18 protein-coding genes are annotated in these 17,866 nt (G+C 39.1%); 14 read left to right on the forward strand and 4 right to left on the reverse strand.

All coding sequences use genetic code 11. From position 1 onward, the window contains the following. Window positions 1-69: 69 nt before the first annotated feature. Window positions 70-1,212: a hypothetical protein gene (locus tag JQC92_RS12635; RefSeq protein ID WP_204999996.1), complete on the reverse strand. Its 1,143-nt coding sequence runs from the start codon at window positions 1,210-1,212 to the stop codon at window positions 70-72. 144 nt (window positions 1,213-1,356) lie between these two features. Here JQC92_RS12635 and JQC92_RS22910 point away from each other — a divergent pair, with 144 nt between their 5' ends. The 9 genes from JQC92_RS22910 to JQC92_RS12675 all read left to right on the forward strand — a co-directional run bounded on the left by JQC92_RS22910 (window position 1,357) and on the right by JQC92_RS12675 (window position 8,214). Continuing rightward, window positions 1,357-1,674 carry a hypothetical protein gene (locus tag JQC92_RS22910; RefSeq protein ID WP_276315801.1) on the forward strand — a complete coding sequence of 106 codons (318 nt, stop codon included), beginning with the start codon at window positions 1,357-1,359 and terminating at the stop codon, window positions 1,672-1,674. Beyond that, window positions 1,664-2,929 (forward strand): acyl-CoA dehydrogenase family protein, encoded by a 1,266-nt coding sequence (locus JQC92_RS22915; protein ID WP_276315802.1) that lies wholly within the window; start codon window positions 1,664-1,666, stop codon window positions 2,927-2,929. Before JQC92_RS22910 ends, JQC92_RS22915 begins: the two co-directional genes overlap by 11 nt. An 8-nt stretch (window positions 2,930-2,937) precedes the next feature. Then, a complete protein-coding gene (locus tag JQC92_RS12645; RefSeq protein ID WP_204999997.1) occupies window positions 2,938-3,507 on the forward strand; it encodes a pyridoxamine 5'-phosphate oxidase family protein in 570 nt (189 codons plus the stop codon). A 276-nt stretch (window positions 3,508-3,783) separates the two neighbouring features. Then, window positions 3,784-3,942, forward strand: a complete 159-nt coding sequence (gene napE / locus JQC92_RS12650; protein ID WP_204999998.1) for a periplasmic nitrate reductase, NapE protein — start codon at window positions 3,784-3,786, stop codon at window positions 3,940-3,942. Between the two features lie 56 nt (window positions 3,943-3,998). Continuing rightward, complete coding sequence (locus JQC92_RS12655) at window positions 3,999-4,256, forward strand: chaperone NapD (protein WP_204999999.1); 258 nt, start codon at window positions 3,999-4,001, stop codon at window positions 4,254-4,256. A 2-nt stretch (window positions 4,257-4,258) separates the two neighbouring features. Then, window positions 4,259-6,748, forward strand: a complete 2,490-nt coding sequence (gene napA / locus JQC92_RS12660; protein ID WP_205000016.1) for a nitrate reductase catalytic subunit NapA — start codon at window positions 4,259-4,261, stop codon at window positions 6,746-6,748. A gap of 10 nt (window positions 6,749-6,758) precedes the next feature. After that, window positions 6,759-7,259, forward strand: coding sequence for a nitrate reductase cytochrome c-type subunit (locus JQC92_RS12665; protein WP_205000000.1), 501 nt, complete (start codon window positions 6,759-6,761; stop codon window positions 7,257-7,259). 8 nt (window positions 7,260-7,267) lie between these two features. Continuing rightward, window positions 7,268-7,855, forward strand: coding sequence for a cytochrome c3 family protein (locus JQC92_RS12670; RefSeq protein WP_205000001.1), 588 nt, complete (start codon window positions 7,268-7,270; stop codon window positions 7,853-7,855). 122 nt (window positions 7,856-7,977) lie between these two features. Then, window positions 7,978-8,214, forward strand: a complete 237-nt coding sequence (locus JQC92_RS12675) for a hypothetical protein (protein ID WP_205000002.1) — start codon at window positions 7,978-7,980, stop codon at window positions 8,212-8,214. Between the two features lie 33 nt (window positions 8,215-8,247). On the opposite strand, the gene JQC92_RS12680 is transcribed toward JQC92_RS12675, so the two are convergent. Beyond that, window positions 8,248-8,733 (reverse strand): hypothetical protein, encoded by a 486-nt coding sequence (locus JQC92_RS12680; protein ID WP_205000003.1) that lies wholly within the window; start codon window positions 8,731-8,733, stop codon window positions 8,248-8,250. Window positions 8,734-8,947: 214 nt separating this feature from the next. Between JQC92_RS12680 and JQC92_RS12685 the strand changes: the two genes are divergently transcribed. Both JQC92_RS12685 and JQC92_RS12690 read left to right on the forward strand, forming a co-directional pair. Next, window positions 8,948-10,165, forward strand: a complete 1,218-nt coding sequence (locus JQC92_RS12685) for an RsmB/NOP family class I SAM-dependent RNA methyltransferase (RefSeq protein WP_205000004.1) — start codon at window positions 8,948-8,950, stop codon at window positions 10,163-10,165. Between the two features lie 934 nt (window positions 10,166-11,099). Next, the gene (locus JQC92_RS12690) at window positions 11,100-11,384 is read left to right on the forward strand and encodes a peptidylprolyl isomerase (RefSeq protein WP_205000005.1); all 285 of its coding nucleotides are present in this window, start codon (window positions 11,100-11,102) and stop codon (window positions 11,382-11,384) included. A gap of 265 nt (window positions 11,385-11,649) precedes the next feature. Here JQC92_RS12690 and JQC92_RS12695 read toward each other — a convergent pair whose 3' ends face one another. Further along, window positions 11,650-12,651 (reverse strand): D-alanine--D-alanine ligase, encoded by a 1,002-nt coding sequence (locus JQC92_RS12695; RefSeq protein ID WP_205000006.1) that lies wholly within the window; start codon window positions 12,649-12,651, stop codon window positions 11,650-11,652. Between the two features lie 219 nt (window positions 12,652-12,870). On the opposite strand from JQC92_RS12695, the gene JQC92_RS12700 reads away from it, so the two are divergent. The 3 genes from JQC92_RS12700 to JQC92_RS12710 all read left to right on the forward strand — a co-directional run bounded on the left by JQC92_RS12700 (window position 12,871) and on the right by JQC92_RS12710 (window position 17,228). Continuing rightward, window positions 12,871-16,116, forward strand: coding sequence for a hypothetical protein (locus JQC92_RS12700; protein ID WP_205000007.1), 3,246 nt, complete (start codon window positions 12,871-12,873; stop codon window positions 16,114-16,116). 291 nt (window positions 16,117-16,407) lie between these two features. Beyond that, entirely contained in the window at window positions 16,408-16,758 is a 351-nt protein-coding gene (gene tnpB, locus JQC92_RS12705; protein WP_205000008.1) for an IS66 family insertion sequence element accessory protein TnpB, read from the forward strand. A 242-nt stretch (window positions 16,759-17,000) separates the two neighbouring features. Beyond that, window positions 17,001-17,228 (forward strand): IS66 family transposase, encoded by a 228-nt coding sequence (locus JQC92_RS12710; protein WP_276315803.1) that lies wholly within the window; start codon window positions 17,001-17,003, stop codon window positions 17,226-17,228. A gap of 291 nt (window positions 17,229-17,519) precedes the next feature. Here the strand turns inward: JQC92_RS12710 and JQC92_RS12715 are convergent, their stop codons facing one another. After that, on the reverse strand, window positions 17,520-17,837 hold the full coding sequence (locus JQC92_RS12715; protein WP_205000010.1) for a hypothetical protein: 318 nt from the start codon (window positions 17,835-17,837) through the stop codon (window positions 17,520-17,522). Window positions 17,838-17,866: the final 29 nt, after the last annotated feature.

A 17,866-nucleotide genomic window follows, 5' to 3' on the forward strand; every position in this document is an offset into this window, starting at 1 on the left:
TTTGACCATAGATCTTGGTTGAAAATTGACATGATGCGTTGCCTTATCTAGTGTAATTTACTGATCAGATCAACGAAACGATAATAAGTTCAATTTCCATAATATTTGTGTAGAAGAGTCAGCAATAAACGCCTCCGAACAAAACTTTAAAAGTGTCTCTGTTTCTTCTTGAAGTAATGATGTAATTAGTTTTTCAACTAGACAATTTGATTGGTTTTGGGCTACAAATTCACAAACTTCAGCGAGGAATTCAGTCCGATTTTTCTTTTCACTTTCAAAATTTAAATTATCTTCATCGGTTGGATCAATAAACAAATATGAACTTAGTGTGGTGTCATTTAATACGGCTTTTATAAAAGTACAAAACGTTTGGGGTGGCAGTTGAGAGATTATCTCTAATATCTTTTTCGGTGGCCTAGAATAAAGAAACACTATAATTTGAGTGTCATTAAGTAGCTTTAAACACTCAATAAGAGTGTTATCTTGCTGTTGCTCACAAAACTCAAATATATGATTAAGCAGCTTCACTGAAGTAACCCGACTAATTTTATCGCCGAGCCCAAATACTTCGAACAGTTCATTTTGTTTTAAACTCTTTAGAAAATTTCCTCTTTGTTCTTGTGGTAGCGCAAAAAGTATTTCAACTTTTTGTTCTTGGGACACCCATTCTTCCCTTTTGAAGAGTTGCGTAAGTTCGTCATCAGATTTTTTTTCAAGTTCTTTTGCTACTAAATTTGGTTGGCAAGCAAAGAGTGCCTGAGTCAGAACTCTGTCATTTCGCTCGCATTTATTACCTAAATTAACAGTTAATGTCACTAGCTCGGTTACTGTTTTTCCGTTTACGTTTCGAAGTGCACCTAGCGACCTTTCATTTAAGTATCCAGGTAATAGAATGAGTTTAATAAATCCTTCTGTAGAAAGTTTTTTGCATTGATATAAATGGTCTAGGACTTGGCTAGCTGTTGAACTGTCTTTACTCGGCTTATTACTGCCTTCGCAATCGATAAGAAACCTAGGGAGTATGCTCTTCTCTCTTGCATCTATGAAATCTTTTTGTATTGTTACTTCGTAGGTAACTTTTTCTCCACTTGTTTTTCTAAATTTTAGAGTACAAGTTCTGCCTTGTAAAAAGTGCTTGAAATCTATCCCTTCAATTGCTGAAGCGATCTCTGTATTTTGCGCAATAGAAAGAGGCGTCTCTACTACAGCCACAATGTAAAAAGGAATAAGATTTTCATAACTCTATTCTAATCTCTAAGTTGAGTGAAATTTGCTCTAATTAAGCAATTTTAATAAGTTGTCGAACAACATTAGTTCTTTTTAATTCTTCGTAATTACTGCTTGTAGGTTATTTTAATGTATGAGTCGACACCACTTGCTGAGTTTTTATCAACACTTCAAACTCACGAAGTCAAAAATCAGCCCCTTTGGCAAAGTTATAGCCTTTATCAAAGCGATTGTGTAATACAGTTTTGGTTAAAAAAATTTAATGGTAACTGGGCTGAGAAAAAGCTTCATGAGCTTGGGGTGTTTTATGGCTATCAAGGAACAGAGTATGGTGAACTTGCAAACAGGTATTCACCAGAGTTTGTCTCTCATGACCGCAATGGTAATCGAATTGACCGAGTAGACTTTCATCCTTCATATCACCAGTTAATGCAATATGGAGGCTGATGCTGGGTCGGGCTACCCTCTCACAATGACGTTTGCTTCTATAGCAGCGTTAAAACATAGCCCTACAATCGCGAAGCAATGGATCACAAAGATCACTGCTGCTCAATATGATGGTGATGATAAGCCGCATCATGAAAAGGCTGGAGTTACCATAGGCATGGCCATGACCGAAAAACAAGGTGGCTCCGATGTGAGAGCAAATACAACCTTTGCAGAGCCTATTTCAAAAGCTGGCAATGGGGAAGCTTATAGAATAGTTGGTCATAAGTGGTTTTGTTCGGCACCAATGTCAGATGGTTTTTTAGTCTTAGCACAAACAGAAAGTGGTTTCTCGTGTTTTTTAATGCCTCGTTGGACACCTGATGGTGACAAGAATTATTTTCAAATTCAGCGCTTAAAAAATAAACTCGGCAATAAATCAAACGCTTCATCAGAAATTCAATTTCGAGGTGCTTTTGCTTGGCTAATTGGTGATGAAGGTCGAGGTGTTAGAACCATCATTGATATGGTTTCTCTTACTCGCTTTGATTGTATGGTTAGCTCTTCGGCATTAATGAGAAGCGCATTGTCTCATGCATTAAACTTTACATCGCAACGTGAAGCTTTTGGTAAGAAACTTATCGAACAACCACTAATGAGGAATGTCTTGGCTGATCTAGCTTTAGAATCCGAGGCTGCTCTAGCGTTATCAATGCGAGTTGCACATGCGTTGGATAATCAAAACGATGAATCAGAAAAGCAATTTACTCGCATTGTTACCGCAATTGGTAAGTATTGGATTTGTAAACGAGCGCCGCATTTTATCTATGAAGCCATGGAGTCGATAGTTGGGATCGGTTATGTTGAAGATAACTTTTTACCTCGCTTGTATCGTGAAGCTCCTGTAAATGCGATTTGGGAAGGCTCTGGTAATGTTCAATGCCTAGATTTTTTAAAAGTCATGCTTAAAGAGCCTGAAGTTATAGAAAGCTTGCTGAAAGAGCTAAAAAAACAGAAAGGAAGATATGGAAAGTACGATCAATTTATCGATCAAATGTTACAACTTTTAGCTGCAGCGGAAAATATAGAGTTTCGCCTTAGAATTATTGTTGATCACCTTGCGAAAGCAATAACAGCGGCGACATTACTCAAGTATGGTGAAGCTCAAGTTGCTGAAGCTTATTGTGAGGAAAAGCTATTCCAAAATGGTGAAAGTATTGGTACCTTTTCATCTGATAAGTGGACCGATTACATAATTCAAAGAGCAAAATTTTAAGGAACGTTATGGGGAAGCTGCTAACTAGTATTAATAAAGTCCAACGAGAGTTTATTGAGAATCAAAAAATGTTTTTTGTAGCGACAGCTGCGCCTGAGGGGACAGTTAATCTGTCTCCAAAAGGTATGGATAGCTTAAAAGTTATCGACGAAAACACTGTAGCTTGGCTAAATGTTACAGGTAGCGGTAATGAAACATCGGCTCATGTACAGCAAAACCATAGAATGACCATTATGTTTTGTGCCTTTAAAGATAAACCTTTGATCCTTCGATTATATGGCCAAGCTAGGGCTGTTCATCAAGCCGATTCACAGTGGAGTGATCTATACGGATTATTTGAGCCACTGGCGGGTGCAAGACAAATTTTTGTTGTTAAGGTTGAACATACTCAATCTTCATGTGGGATGGGTGTTCCCCTATTTGACTTTGTTGGGCAAAGAGAAGATTTAAATCAATCTCATCAACGGAAGTCAAAAAGACAAATCGAAGATTACTGGAAAAAAGCCAACCAACAAAGCATTGATGGGTATGACACTAATATCTTATCTTTATCTGGACTTGATCAAAATCAAGGGTGACTACTAAAGGCTGTGATATGACTGGTTTTAATAGAATTTTTACTCTATATCGTTCTAATTGCCAGCATTAAGAGTGTGATCAATATCACATCAGCAGCTGTCTAAAAACCATACTGTTTAGCTTGTTGTCTTTTCAACAAGGTTAAACGTAGCGATTGAATGATCTGGATCAATCAACCCTTAACTTTAAAAGGTTTTTGCTATATAGCTTAAACCCCATTCAAGATAATATTTTCGTACCGAAGAACAAACATCAACAATCCGAAAGGAGGATGCATGAGTGACACTTCGAGCGATGAAAAGAAGTCGGAATTAAAAATCTTCATTTTTTTAACCGTATTCTTAGCGCCGTTACTTTCTGTGTTAATCGTCGGTGGCTATGGCTTTTTAGTGTGGATGAGCCAAATTTTAATTGGACCTCCAGGTCCAAGTTAAAGCCCCACGAAATGCACAAATAATCAAAAGCAATTTTAAAATTTTAGAGTGACAAAATGAGCAAAGAACTTCACGTGACCAGCTTGGTTGTCCAAGTGCTTCCTGAAAAAATGTCTGCCGTGCGTCAAGCTATCATGGCTATGGAAAACGCTGAGTTATCGGTAAACGATGAGGTCAAACTGGTGGTGGTGATTGAAGGCACCAGTAAACGAGGGTTGATGGACGATGTAGATGCAGTGGGTAATTTACCCGGTGTGCTTTCATCATCCATGGTTTATCACCAGTGTGAAGAGCTCGACGAGGGCGAGATATGAAAATGAATAGACGTGAGTTTATGAAGGCGAATGCTGCCATTGCTGCGGCCAGTGCAGCCGGTTTAGCATTGCCTGCAACAGCAGGAAACCTCATAACAAGTTCAGAGCAAACAAAGCTTGATTGGAACAAAGCGCCGTGCCGTTTCTGCGGAACAGGCTGTTCTGTCATGGTTGGTACCAAGAACGGTAAAGTGGTTGCGACAAACGGTGACCCGGATTGTGAAGTCAACAAAGGTCTTAACTGCGTTAAAGGCTACTTCCTATCAAAAATTATGTATGGCAAAGACCGTTTAACTCAACCACTGTTGCGTATGACTAATGGTAAATACGACAAGCATGGTGAGTTTACCCCTATATCTTGGGACAGTGCTTTCGATATCATGGCTGAAAAATGGAAAGAAACCATTAAGAAAAAAGGCCCAACAGCGATTGGTATGTTCGGTTCTGGCCAGTGGACGGTATGGGAAGGTTATGCCGCCGTTAAATTGATGAAAGCGGGTTTTGGTTCGAACAATATTGATCCTAACGCTCGTCATTGTATGGCGTCTGCGGTTGGTGGTTTCATGCGTACCTTTGGTATCGATGAACCAATGGGTTGTTACAATGATATGGAAGAAGCTGACCGTTTCGTGCTTTGGGGCTCGAACATGGCTGAAATGCATCCAATTCTTTGGACTCGTGTAACAGACCGTCGTTTAAGTGCATCACACGTTAAAGTAGGTGTTCTGTCTACTTATAAGCATCGCTCATTTGATCTCGCTGATTTACCTATGGTGTTTACACCACAAGGTGATTTAGCCATTCTAAACTTTATTGCGAATTACATTGTTCAAAACGATGCCGTTAACTGGGACTTTGTAAACAAACATACCAACTTCCGTAAAGGTAATACCGATATTGGTTATGGTTTGCGTCCTACTGATCCTCGTGAAATTAACGCTAAAAATGCAAAAAATGCTGGTGGTTCTCAGCCAATCGATTTTGAAGCATTTAAGAAATTTGTTTCAGAATACACAGTTGAAAAAGCCAGTGAAATTTCTGGTGTACCAGAAGATAAGCTGATTCAACTTGCTAAATGGTATGCCGATCCTAACTTGAAGATCACTTCGTTTTGGACAATGGGTGCTAACCAGCATACTCGTGGTGTTTGGTGTAACAACCTGCTTTATAACATCCACTTATTAACGGGTAAAATTGCGACTCCGGGTAACAGCCCATTCTCACTAACAGGTCAGCCATCTGCATGTGGTACTGCGCGTGAGGTTGGCACTTTTGCTCACCGTCTACCTGCTGACATGGTGGTTAAGAATCCTAAGCACCGTAAGATTGCTGAAGACATTTGGAAGATCCCAGCGGGCATCATTCCACCAAAACCAGGTTTCCACGCTGTATTACAAAGCCGTAAACTTAAAGATGGCGAGTTGAACTGTTACTGGACTCAAGTAACCAACAACATGCAAGCTGGCCCGAACATCAATGAAGAAATGCTTCCGGGTTGGCGTAACCCTGAAAACTTCATCGTAGTGTCTGATCCATACCCAACGGTATCGACTCAAGCGGCTGACTTGATTCTTCCTACTGCAATGTGGGTTGAGAAAGAAGGAGCTTACGGTAATGCTGAACGCCGTACTCAGTTCTGGCATCAAATGGTCAAAGCACCAGGTGAATCAAAATCTGATTTATGGCAAACCATGGAGTTTGCAAAACGCTTTACTACTGATGAGGTGTGGCCAAAAGACGTACTTGCTGCACATCCTGAGTACAAAGGTAAAACGTTATTTGAAGTGCTTTACCAAAATGGCCAAGTGAACAAGTTCCCACTTGCAGAAATGGATGAAAAGTACGATAACCAAGAATCTGAAGCATTCGGCTTCTATGTTCAAAAAGGCTTATTTGAAGAGTACGCTACCTTTGGCCGTGGTCATGCACATGATTTAGCGCCATTTGATACTTATCACGAAGTTCATGGTCTTCGCTGGCCTGTTGTTGATGGTAAAGAAACACTATGGCGTTTCCGTGAAGGCTCTGATCCGTATGTCACACCAGGTAAAGGTTTTGAGTTCTACGGTAAGCCAGATGGTCGAGCCGTAATTTGGGCACTACCTTACGAGCCACCTGCAGAGTCGCCAGATGAAGAATACGACCTATGGTTATGTACTGGTCGTGTGCTTGAGCATTGGCATACAGGCTCTATGACTCAACGTGTTCCTGAGCTTTATAAAGCATTCCCGAATGCAGTGTGCTTTATGCACCCTCAAGAAGCTAAGAAGCGTGGGTTACGTCGTGGCGATGAGGTGATTGTTCAATCTCGTCGTGGTGAAATTCGTACCCGTGTTGAAACCCGTGGCCGTAACAAACCTCCAGTGGGCTTAGTTTACGTACCATTTTTCGATGCAAGCCAGTTAATTAACAAGGTAACACTTGATGCAACGGATCCTCTTTCTAAGCAGACAGACTTTAAAAAGTGTGCTGTGAAAGTGATTAAAGCATAAGGAGTCAGTCATGAAATCAATCACAAAACATGCGTTGAAAGCGGCTGCACTGATTGCGTTAACTTGTTCTGCAATTTCGGTTTCAGCGAAAGATGAAGCGGTTCCAGCTGATAAAGTTGCAACATTACGTCAACAGCCGATCAATATTGAACCAACACCTCCAGCATTGAAAAATGAAGTGGATCATCAAGGTACTTATGGTAGAGCTTTTCCTACTCAAGCCCCTATGATTCCGCACAAAGCAAATAAATATCAAATTGATATAAAAGTTAATCAATGTTTGAGTTGTCACGACCGTTCTCGAATCAAAGAGTCGGGCGCACCAATGGTAAGTGTTACTCACTACATGAATAGAGATAATCACGTGCTTGCTCAAGTTTCACCACGTCGTTATTTTTGTACTCAGTGTCACGTACCACAAGACAATGCGCAGCCTTTAGTTGATAACGTATTTATTGATGTCGATAAGTTGCTTGATGCAGATGCGGCGAAAAAGGCTGCTAAGCACTAGGAGGCCAAATGTTAGATAAGTTGAAAAAAATCTGGCGTATATTAGCTAAACCTAGTGTTCATTACAGCTTAGGTTTTCTAACCATCGGTGGTTTCATCGCAGGCATTATCTTCTGGGGTGGATTCAACACCGCTCTAGAGGCAACCAATACTGAGAAGTTCTGTATCAGTTGCCACGAGATGGAAGATAACGTGTACCGCGAGTTGCAAACGACGATTCACTTCACAAACCGAAGTGGCGTTAGAGCAACGTGTCCTGATTGTCACGTACCACATAAGTGGACTGATAAAATTGCCCGTAAAATGCAGGCTTCGAAAGAAGTTTGGGGCAAAATTTTTGGCACCATTAACACACGTGAGAAGTTTGAAGCGCATCGTCGTGAGTTAGCAGAGCACGAATGGGCGAGGTTGAAGGCTAACGATTCTTTGGAATGCCGTAATTGTCATAACTTCGACTATATGGACTTTACTAGACAGTCACCACGAGCAGCTGAAGCGCACTCGACGTCATTGGCAAGTGGCGAGAAAACGTGTATCGATTGTCATAAAGGTATTGCACATCACCTTCCTGATATGAAAGGTGTGAAAGGGTACTAATCAGTTTTACTGAAATGTTTGAAAGCCTCTAAACGAAAGTTTAGGGGCTTTATTATCATTGAAACCCCAAACTTTAGAGCGTTAAGTAAGTTTTTATCAGAAGAGCTAAAAGTGGGGCAAGGATGTGTAAAAAACATTTTCCTAACACTCATGGACAGTATAGTCGTTTTGCTTATGTAAAAGCATGGAAAGATGTAGATGCAGCCTTTGAGCAAAGAGCACTTTGCTTGGCAAAAGAATCAAAATTATCTGGTTTAGGTTTACTTCCTGATGAACAACCAGCTCAAAGATATATGAATGCAAAAAAAAATCTGGTCATCAAGAACAAACAAGAAATACTCGAGAGTTCAGCACACTAATGCTTTTAGGATAATACAGCTCTCAATCTTTAATTAATCGCTGGATTTAAACCTACGGTTTATAGGTGTTACATGGAATGGTTCTTCTGTTCTTGTTTTATGATGATCATGATATTGTTTTATTCCATTATTAAGATATTTTACAAGCTCACGTCCTGTATCTCCGTTGTGGAAACCAAATTTAAATTTTATGGTTGTCCATAAAGGGCTTTCGACGGTACGCCTTGATTTTAAAGGTTCGCCATCGTTAAATGATACCGTTTCACTTCTAAATTCACGTGAGCCTTTGATATAAAATGATTTTGTACCAGTAAAGTTAACAAGTGTACTAGCTTTAACTCCAGCGATGGTATCGCCATTAAAAGCGTCTTCATACACAGATAAGTGCGAATCAACTTGCCTTAAACGACAATTGTCTCCAGGAATTGCTGCAATCTCAACAGCTTGAGGGTCGCTTTGAATTGTTGACGCGGCTTCAGAACGACTCGAGTAAACAGCATAAGCACAACTGATTGACATATTCTTATCCAGAAGTTTAGTAACTATTCAATTATACCTAATTGAGCATTAACTTAAGATGGATTAGACATGAACCTTTATAAATATACCTTCGCAAGATAACATTTATGACTAATTTTAAGACGAATGATATTTTACAGATCTAATAATAGATTTTTTCGACCAAACCCCCTATGATCCGCATCCCTGATGTAACTCTCTAGGTTTTAGTAAAATGCTCAAACATCCTCTTTGTTCACAATCAGCTCGACTGGTAACCAATGTTTTAAAGCTGGTTTTAGAGCAAACAAAACCATTAGATAGAGGTTACTCAATCACCTTCTCTGAAGTGAAGTTGCAACCCAATGAGCAAGCAAGAATTACTATGGTTGTGGGTGATCTGATGCGCCGCTTAAACTTATACGCATACCTTGCTAATCTTCCGTTGGAGGATGCAGCTAAAAATACTGAGAAGCTTCTTATTGTTTGGCATCAATTCCACCAGTTGAATCCCGCAAAATTGCCAAAGATTGGTGTATTCAATAAAAATGAGTTTGAAACGCTGCTTAAAAAAGCCAAACAAGACGAAGTGCTTTGGGATGGTTGCCCTCAGTGGCTAGAAGATATTGGTAAATCTCAACTTGGCGAACAATGGCCAGCTGAGCGTAAAGCACTTCTTGAGCCAGCTAAGCGATATTTGCGAGCTAATGCACTTAAAACAGATAGAGATGCATTAAAAAAAGAATTATCGAAAGAAGGTGTTGAGACCGTAACGGTAGATGGCGTGCCTTCGGCATTAGAAGTGACGTCCAATTCGCCGTTATTCCGCAGTAAAGCTTTTAAAGCCGGATTGTTCGAGCAGCAAGATGCGGGTTCGCAACTCGTTGCTAAAGCCGTTGATGCCAAACCGGGGATGCGAGTGATCGATGCGTGTGCAGGAGCGGGTGGTAAAACCTTACATATTTCTGCTCAAATGCAGGGTAAAGGGCGTCTATTGGCTATGGATGTTGAGCAATGGAAACTCGATGCACTAAAAGATCGTGCAAAGCGAGCAGGTGCACATAATGTTGAAACTCGAATTATTGCCAGCAGTAAAACCATTAAGCGTCTCAAGTTAACGGCTGATAGAGTATTACTGGATGTTCCATGTTCAGGGCTTGGCGTATTAAAGCGTAACCCAGATTCAAAGTGGCGTGATACTTCAGAGCGCTTACCTGTGTTGGTTCAACTACAAAAAGACATTTTGCAAAGCTACAGCCGCATGGTTAAACCGGGTGGCATGTTGATTTACGCAACATGCTCCATTATGCCAGAAGAAAACCGCCAACAAATTGATGAATTTTTATCAAATAACGATCAATTCGAATTTATTGATGATGAGAATATTACGCCAGCAACAACAGGGTTTGATGGGTTTTATTTGGCTAGATTGAAACGAAATGATGTTAGCTAATAACGCAGCTGCACCACTTTGATCTAGGTGTTGGAGGGGCATCAGCTCCTTTGTCGTTTTTAATCGGGAATTCTGGTGAAGGTGTATGTGGGGGAATTGACTTTTTCTTACAGTGCCTTGGATGTAACCATTTTTTTCTAATTCAGAAGATGCAAGTTCAAACTCAGCGCAAATATCACCTAAATTGCTATCTGCAAGTGAAGCAAGCCGTTTAAAAACGTATCGTAAAAAAGCGGATGTGAGTAGCCCACACTCACTTGCCATATCTAACTTGTGCAGGCATTGAAAAAGTCGAGAATAAAGCATTCCAAAGGCTTCTTTGAAATACACTTCAATTCCCCTGCGTAAGGCATAAATTTCTAGTGTTTTTTCATCACTCAATGAGGTATCTGTACTCAGAAATGGCGCCCAATCGTGCTTGCCTGCTTTCTTTATGTCAGGATGCACCTACAGGTAATGTATTTAAAATTGCAGATTTTTTAGTAGGGGTTGGCAAATTTTGATACTCGGGATTACTTAAAGATTGATGAATAGAGCAAAGCGCTTCTTCTTCCCGTTGATAAGTTTTAATAAAAGGTTCAGAAGTCTGCCACGCTTCAAGTTGGTTTTAATAAATTGCAAAAAACTCTACTAAATATATGTGTTCAGGAAAAAGCTCTACAAATTCTTGTTGAATACAAGTTAAGTACTGCTTGATATTTTCACAAGATTGCTGGAATTCATTATGTTGAGGTTGACTCCAACTCGTATCGGCAGATGCCAATGAATGCGATTTTATCTTCAGTTTTAGATTCAAAAAGTTATAGCTAATTATCTCATGTTGAACAAAAAAACTTGCATTAAAGTTTATTCACTTTTGAGAATAGCCAATAGAGAAAAAAATAACGCAATGTGATAAAATCTGCGCATTTATTTAAGTGATTGAGTCAATTAAATGCCTAGAGCTTGCGCACGTCATATTTTGGTAAAAACCAAAGAAGAAGCTGAAAAACTAAAAAGTGAATTAGACAAGGGAGCTGATTTTGGTAAGTTGGCCAAAAAGCATTCTATATGTCCCTCAAAAAGAAAACAGGGTGATTTAGGTGAGTTTGGACCAGGGGAAATGGTAAAGGCTTTCGATAACGTAGTTTTCAAAAAACCTGTTTTGGAAATTCATGGCCCAGTTAAAACACAGTTTGGATATCACCTTATCCAAACTGTGTATACCCATGATACCTGAAGATGCTCGATTTCAGCGAGAATGCACAGCTTGTTAATCAAGGCGACAGTGTGCGGCAATAGTGAGCTATTGTTAGCACTGGAAACACAGAGTAACACGCTGTGCAACTCGCACTTCGTGGACTTCTCAGCGACAATTCTTCTTTGTTACATTAGCTCGAAAGAATCCCGATATTCCTTCGCTAATGCGCCTCAAAGAATTGGCGCTGAGAAAGTCCTGAAACATGCATCTTCAGTATCATGGGTATATAGGACATAGATACTAATTATTTAGCCTGCTCTTCGATGATTTTCATCAAAAACTCACCAAAGTCATGCCCATTATTGATAAGCATCTGAGGAAACATAGAAATCGGTGTCATACCAGGGAAGGTGTTAATTTCATTTAGTAAAATTTGATTGTTGTCAGTTAAAAAGAAATCAATTCTTGATAAGTGGCGCAGCTTCATCCCTTTAAACGCCTTTGCGCTATATTCAGCAATTTTACTTAACGTTTCACAATCAAGGTTTTTGGCTATTACATCTGTGCTGGCTTTACTTTCCTCTGAATACTTTTCAGCAAAATCATAAAAGGTGTTTTTATCACAAATTATTTCACCTGGAGGAGTGATGACCGTTTCACCACCGTACTCATAGGCAGCAACCTCAAGCTCTCTTGCATTCATGGTTTTTTCAACCAAAACATAAGAGCTAAAACCGAAAGCTAATTGTAGCTTTTCTTTGATTTCTTCTTTTGAGTCAACTTTATAACATCCAACTGATGAGCCTTGGTTGGTGGCCTTGATAAAAACTGAACCCCAATTATCTACGGCTTCTTCAACTTGTCTTACGCTTTCAGTGCTAAGCTCGGTTAAGAATAAATAAGGCGTATTAGGAATTCCCAACGCTGTAAACCACTGCTTTGCAGTTGCTTTATTAAAGCAATGAATACTGGCCTCAGCATCAGTGCCTAAAAAAGGTAGATTATTTAATCTTAGAAATGATTGGATATCTCCTGTCTCACCTGGAAAACCATGAAAACAAGGGATAACGAAGTCAATATGGGTAATCAGAGAACATTGATCAGCGTTAACTAATTGCTTGTCCTTTAGTAAAACGTGTTGACCATTATTGTTCGTAAATTGCCCACCACTGTTTAAGTTTATTTTGATTAAATTTACTTGTGAAAAACGTTCAAGTTGGGCTTTAATGTAGTCTGCTGAAATCAAAGAAATTTCATGCTCGTCACTACCACCACCACAAAGTAAAATTACATTATATTGAGACATTCCTGTCCTTGTGATTGGAAAAATTTTTCCCCATGTTAGGGGGCTATTACCACTGAATCAAGTTTAGTTGCTGTAAATTAAAACACTTAATAAAGAAGACTATTCAATTTGATTCAGTACTACTCTAATTAACCCTTTGTGAACAACATTTAACTGTGAGTAATAATGCAAAGAGATATAATTTCATTAGGTGGTTTTTAGTAAAAAAAGGGGGAGAGCATGCCAGAACCAGTTGGAGCGAATGCTCTTACCTATGTCAAGATACCCCAAGAAACTTCAGCAGATGGTTTGAAAACAGCTGAGTTTAAAGTTAAAGGGTTCGGTTTTAAAAAACACACATATAAGGTGTCTTTTAACCTAGAAACTCATGATTTTTTTGTCCAGCGGAAAAAATGGCTTGGTTCAGGTTGGAAAGATCAAGTAAGAGTTGATTATGCTAATGATGATAAGCATCGGACAAGTCGCTGGTTGGTTAGAACGTTTATTGCTCAATCCGAGATTGTAACTGATGCTCAAAAAGCGAAGATATTAAATGGTGTAGATCGATCAGTTGTGAATGACATTTTAAACCGAATGCCTTCATATTATGGTGATATAGATGATGCTGGTTATCTTGGGAGGACGTTGGATAGTCAGTCAGAGCTTGCTTCAATAATGCGGCTATTAATTAAGAGGGAACAAACTCAAAGTTACGAAGCTGTTATTCAAGTGGGCCCTAATACAGAAAGGACTGTCCGGCAGTCTGCTTCACATTTAAGTCAGGTTTCACATACTCAGCCATCACCAAAAGAACTAAACCCTCCCCGAAAAACATCAACACCTTCTTCAGCTTCTTCACCTGTAGCTATACATAGAAGAGTGACTGCTAAAACTGGAAGGGAAAGCCCAAGCTTTAAGACTCCACCCCAATGGGGCAATAATTTTTCAACCTCTTCAGAAGCATCAACTTTAGTTGCTTCAAATCAATCTTCACTACAATCTCAAAGACAACAGATAGCTTCTTCTGTGGAGTTTAGAACTGAAAATAGAGCAGGCGTAACAGATGAAGTCATTCCTGATTTTTCCAAAATGACAGGCTCTGATTTGGCATATAAGTACAATACTAATGAGATGAGCAGGGTTGAGGTTCAGCAAACGCTAAAGGACTCTCAATCGGATGAAATAAAGAAAGATTTTTGGAAACATCTTGAACCCGAACATTTTAGTGAATGTATGACTAAATGTGAGCCTCAAAAAGGAGACTTTGATGGTTTACCTTTAAATAAAGCGGTAATCGTCATAGAGAGGACTTGTCAGGAAAAGCCATATGATGTTCTTGGAAAGATGAGCGATTTATACCTTGAGCAACAGATTACTGAAGACAAATCTACAGATTTCGAGTCTACTAAACAGCTATTTCTTATTGATTCTGCTTTTGTTTCCAAGATTCCTTTAGCGTTGCAGGCAAGCTTTTTAACGTCATGCTTAAAGGAGCAAAAAAGTGCTTATGATGCTAAAGTCAGTGTCATGCTTTCTCAACTTTATCCATCATGGGCTCCTGAGCTACAGTGGCAGTTCTTAGAAGACAATACCGAATGTACTAGGCTAATATCGCTCATGAAGTACATCGATATTGTCACTCCATCAATGTTCGTTTATATACAAGAAAACGTTCCACAAAATATCGATGTTAAAAGGTTCGCATTAGCTGTATTGAATGTTGATCCTGATCTTAATTGTTTTACGGCTTATCCACAATTAGCTCTAAAAGTAATGAAAGGGTTAAGCCTAAAGCAAATGAACTTATTTAGAAGGCTCACTGCGGAAAATGATGGGGTTAGAAGGGTTTTAAACAGCCTGGAGCTGAATGAGTTCATCGACTATCTGAACTCAATACAAAATGAGATTCTTAAAACAGAGAGCATGAAAGCACTTGATTCAGATAAAAGAATAACAGTACTCGGTGAACTTGAAAGTCGGAGAGAAAATATTACTCCTTATTTTGAGTTATTAAGTGCCCCCACACTTGTTGAGCATTCTCAAGATGTACAACAACATATTAATCCTGATATTGCAGAGCAAATCAAATCTAAATTTCAATCTGGACAAACAGGCGATGCAATTAGAGAGTTCGAAAGCTTAACAAAAGATCTGAAACGAGATTTCTTAATCTGGCAAAACAGTGATGGTGTAATGGGACAGGTATTTGCTGCTGCAATTACAGATGAGTCTGAGCAAGTTGACATAATTCTTTACATTTACGAAGAATCACCACAAACGGCAATTGATCTCATTGGTGCCCCGTACATTGAAAATAACGTTAAGTTCAAATGCTGGGCAACCAATGAAATGTTTCGCGCAAAGTGCGCTGAAGATTCTCGTTCAGAATCTTTAGCAGAAAGATATTTACTAAGCGTCCTATGTAGCTCACAACAAGCTCCTGTTGTTACACAAAGTTCTACTTTACCAAGCCCTTCAACATCCAATAAACTTGGAGAAATGTTCCAAGCACTCAACTCAGGTAATACATTTGCTATTCAAAGTTCAGACCTTGAGCAATTAAGTATCCCAGATAAAGTTCAACTGTTAGGTCATTTATGTATGAATCAATCTGATGAAAAATTTTACCAATTAGAATCAAATGAACAAACCAGATGGTTGAAAGCGCTCGCAAAAGATATCAGTGATAGTGCAAGGTTGCCGACACAAATCAACAAGATATTAGCAACCCTCGATAAAGATGACGTGACAATGGCGGTTTGGAAGAGTAATCAAACACTCATGAATACGGCTTCAGAATTATTCAAAGATAAATATGATGGGCTGATGATGGGAGTACTAACGGAGGCTGAAATTGAATCAACTTCAAATAATCAAACTCTTCCACCTGCGGCTTCAAGTGCTACAGTGAATAGAAACCCTGTCGATGTTCCAAAAGGCTATAAATATCACAAAATATTTGGTGATGGGGCTTGCTTCTTTAGAGGTGTTCTAGCAATTCAAACTAAAGATACATCTTGGATTGATCCTGATAACTCTGTGAGGCGAAAAACAACAGAGGCAGTTTTCAATGAATTAGAATCAAAACAGATGTTAGGCATAATAAAGCAATCGATTAGAGAAGCACTCAATGGGGCTGAACGTATATGTGGATTTTTGGTGAGGGTTGCATTGTTGAATGGGATGTCTGGTGATTTTGATGGAATTGCAGAATTGATTTTTTCAAAATGTGTAACTAAAAGCGGGTTTAATCTATTTGAGGCAGAAGGATTAGAAAAAGCCTATGAAGGGCAAACTCTTGATGAAGATGAAAGCTACTCTAAGAATGAACTATTTAAATACTTACCAGATGCAATTGGGGAGAAGTTATTTTTTAACTTTGGAATGCACTCCAAACAAACTACAGCAGTACAAAAAAATCAGCCTTGTCTTGTAAAGCCTAATGATGGACATATAGATATGATCGCTCCGGATGATTTTTTTTAGAGTTTGCATCAAGCAAACTCTCATCATTAGTGATCAGTGATGCTTCGGCCTAATCGTCATCGCTTTATCAATGGAATATCACTTTCGTTCAAAAGTAATATTCCTGTTACCTTTATAAATACTAAAAAGTTATCAAATCTGTTAATTGTTTATTAATCGAATCAGTTATTGCTTGCACCTGTTGCTCGCACTTTTTTGTAAGCGTGTGCCGAAGTACATCTTCACTAAACATCATCAGCCTCATAAGCTCTAGCCACAACTCATCATTGATGTCATTAAAGGACTGCAATCATGATCATGTTTAAATCGCCACCTAAAGTTTATCTTTATCGTGACTTTATTGATTTTCGTAAGTCGATAAACGGTTTGAGCATCATCGTTGAGCAACAATTGAACTTCCCATCAACCGATGGCAGCGTATTTGTGTTTTGCAATAAAGGTCGAGACAAACTCCAAAATTCTGTACTGGGACAAACAGGGTTTGCACTTTGGTACAAACGTCTCGAGCTAGACAAGTTTAAATGGCCGCAAAAAATTGATAATGAGCAATGGTGTTGTCTGAACAACAGCTACAATGGCTACTCTCAGGCTTTGATGTGCTCGGGGATCAAGCTGTCCATATTGAATGTTACAGTTGATTGATCGCCTGAGTGAGTGAATGAAATGCAGTGCACTGTTCAACCTAAAAAACTCAGTTGAACGCTAAATAACTTTTTAAGCTTATGAAAGTAAGAAAATAATCTGATTAACTGTTATCACCTATTGGGTGAATCGCTCTACGCTCACAAGCTGGCTAAAATTGCCGTTATCTACGTTAGAACATTTGCAAGTAGATTAACTACTTGCTGCACGTTCTGCCTTGCTACCGACAATTTTTTCTGCGCTTGAGAACGTACCCAACTGAGTTTTCTAGGTTCAAGCCACTGTATAAGTGCTTGCAAGAAATCTTACTTGAGCAGCCCGTCATACAAGCTGATGAAATCACGCTCAAAGTCATCAATGATGAGCGTTATAAGTCGTATATTTGGCCTGCTGTTCACTCAAAATACAATGAGATTAGAGTCGATTTACAATGCAACACCCCTTTAGCAACAGAAGTAGCTGTCAGCTAGTCATAGCTTGCAATATATACCCATATGATACCTGAAGATGCTCGATTTCAGCGAGAATGCACAACTTGTTAATCAAGGCGACAGTGTGCGGCAATAGTGAGCTATTGTTATCACTGGCAACGAAGAGTAACAAGCTGTGCAACTCGCACTTCGTGGACTTCTCAGCGCCAATTCTTCTTTGTTACATTAGCTCGAAAGAATCCCGATATTCCTTCGCTAATGCGCCTCAAAGAATTGGCGCTGAAAAAGTCCTGAAACATGCATCTTCAGGTATCATGGGTATATTTAAAGCTATTCCTTGATTCTATTATTAATTGAGTCAGTAATTGCTTGTACTTGTTGTTCACATTCCTTTCGCGCTTTACCTTTTTTACTTCTGCAAGAATTGCCTTTTGAGCTTTCGGTTAAAACAGCTTGTGCAATATCCATAGCAGCATCAAATTCACTGCATCCATGCTTCTTAGTCTTTTCACTGCGAATATCGGTTTGAGTATGACCATCTTGATCTGGCACTGGTGCTGCAGCACATGATGATTTTGGGATATAGTTGCTCGAGCAAGCAGAAATAAAAACAAGTAATCCGATAGTTGTTATTCTTTTGATAAACATAAAAATCCTTTTAAGAATGAAACTCATAA

The organism is Parashewanella hymeniacidonis (genome assembly GCF_016900895.1).
Classification (GTDB): Bacteria; Pseudomonadota; Gammaproteobacteria; order Enterobacterales; family Shewanellaceae; genus Parashewanella; species Parashewanella hymeniacidonis.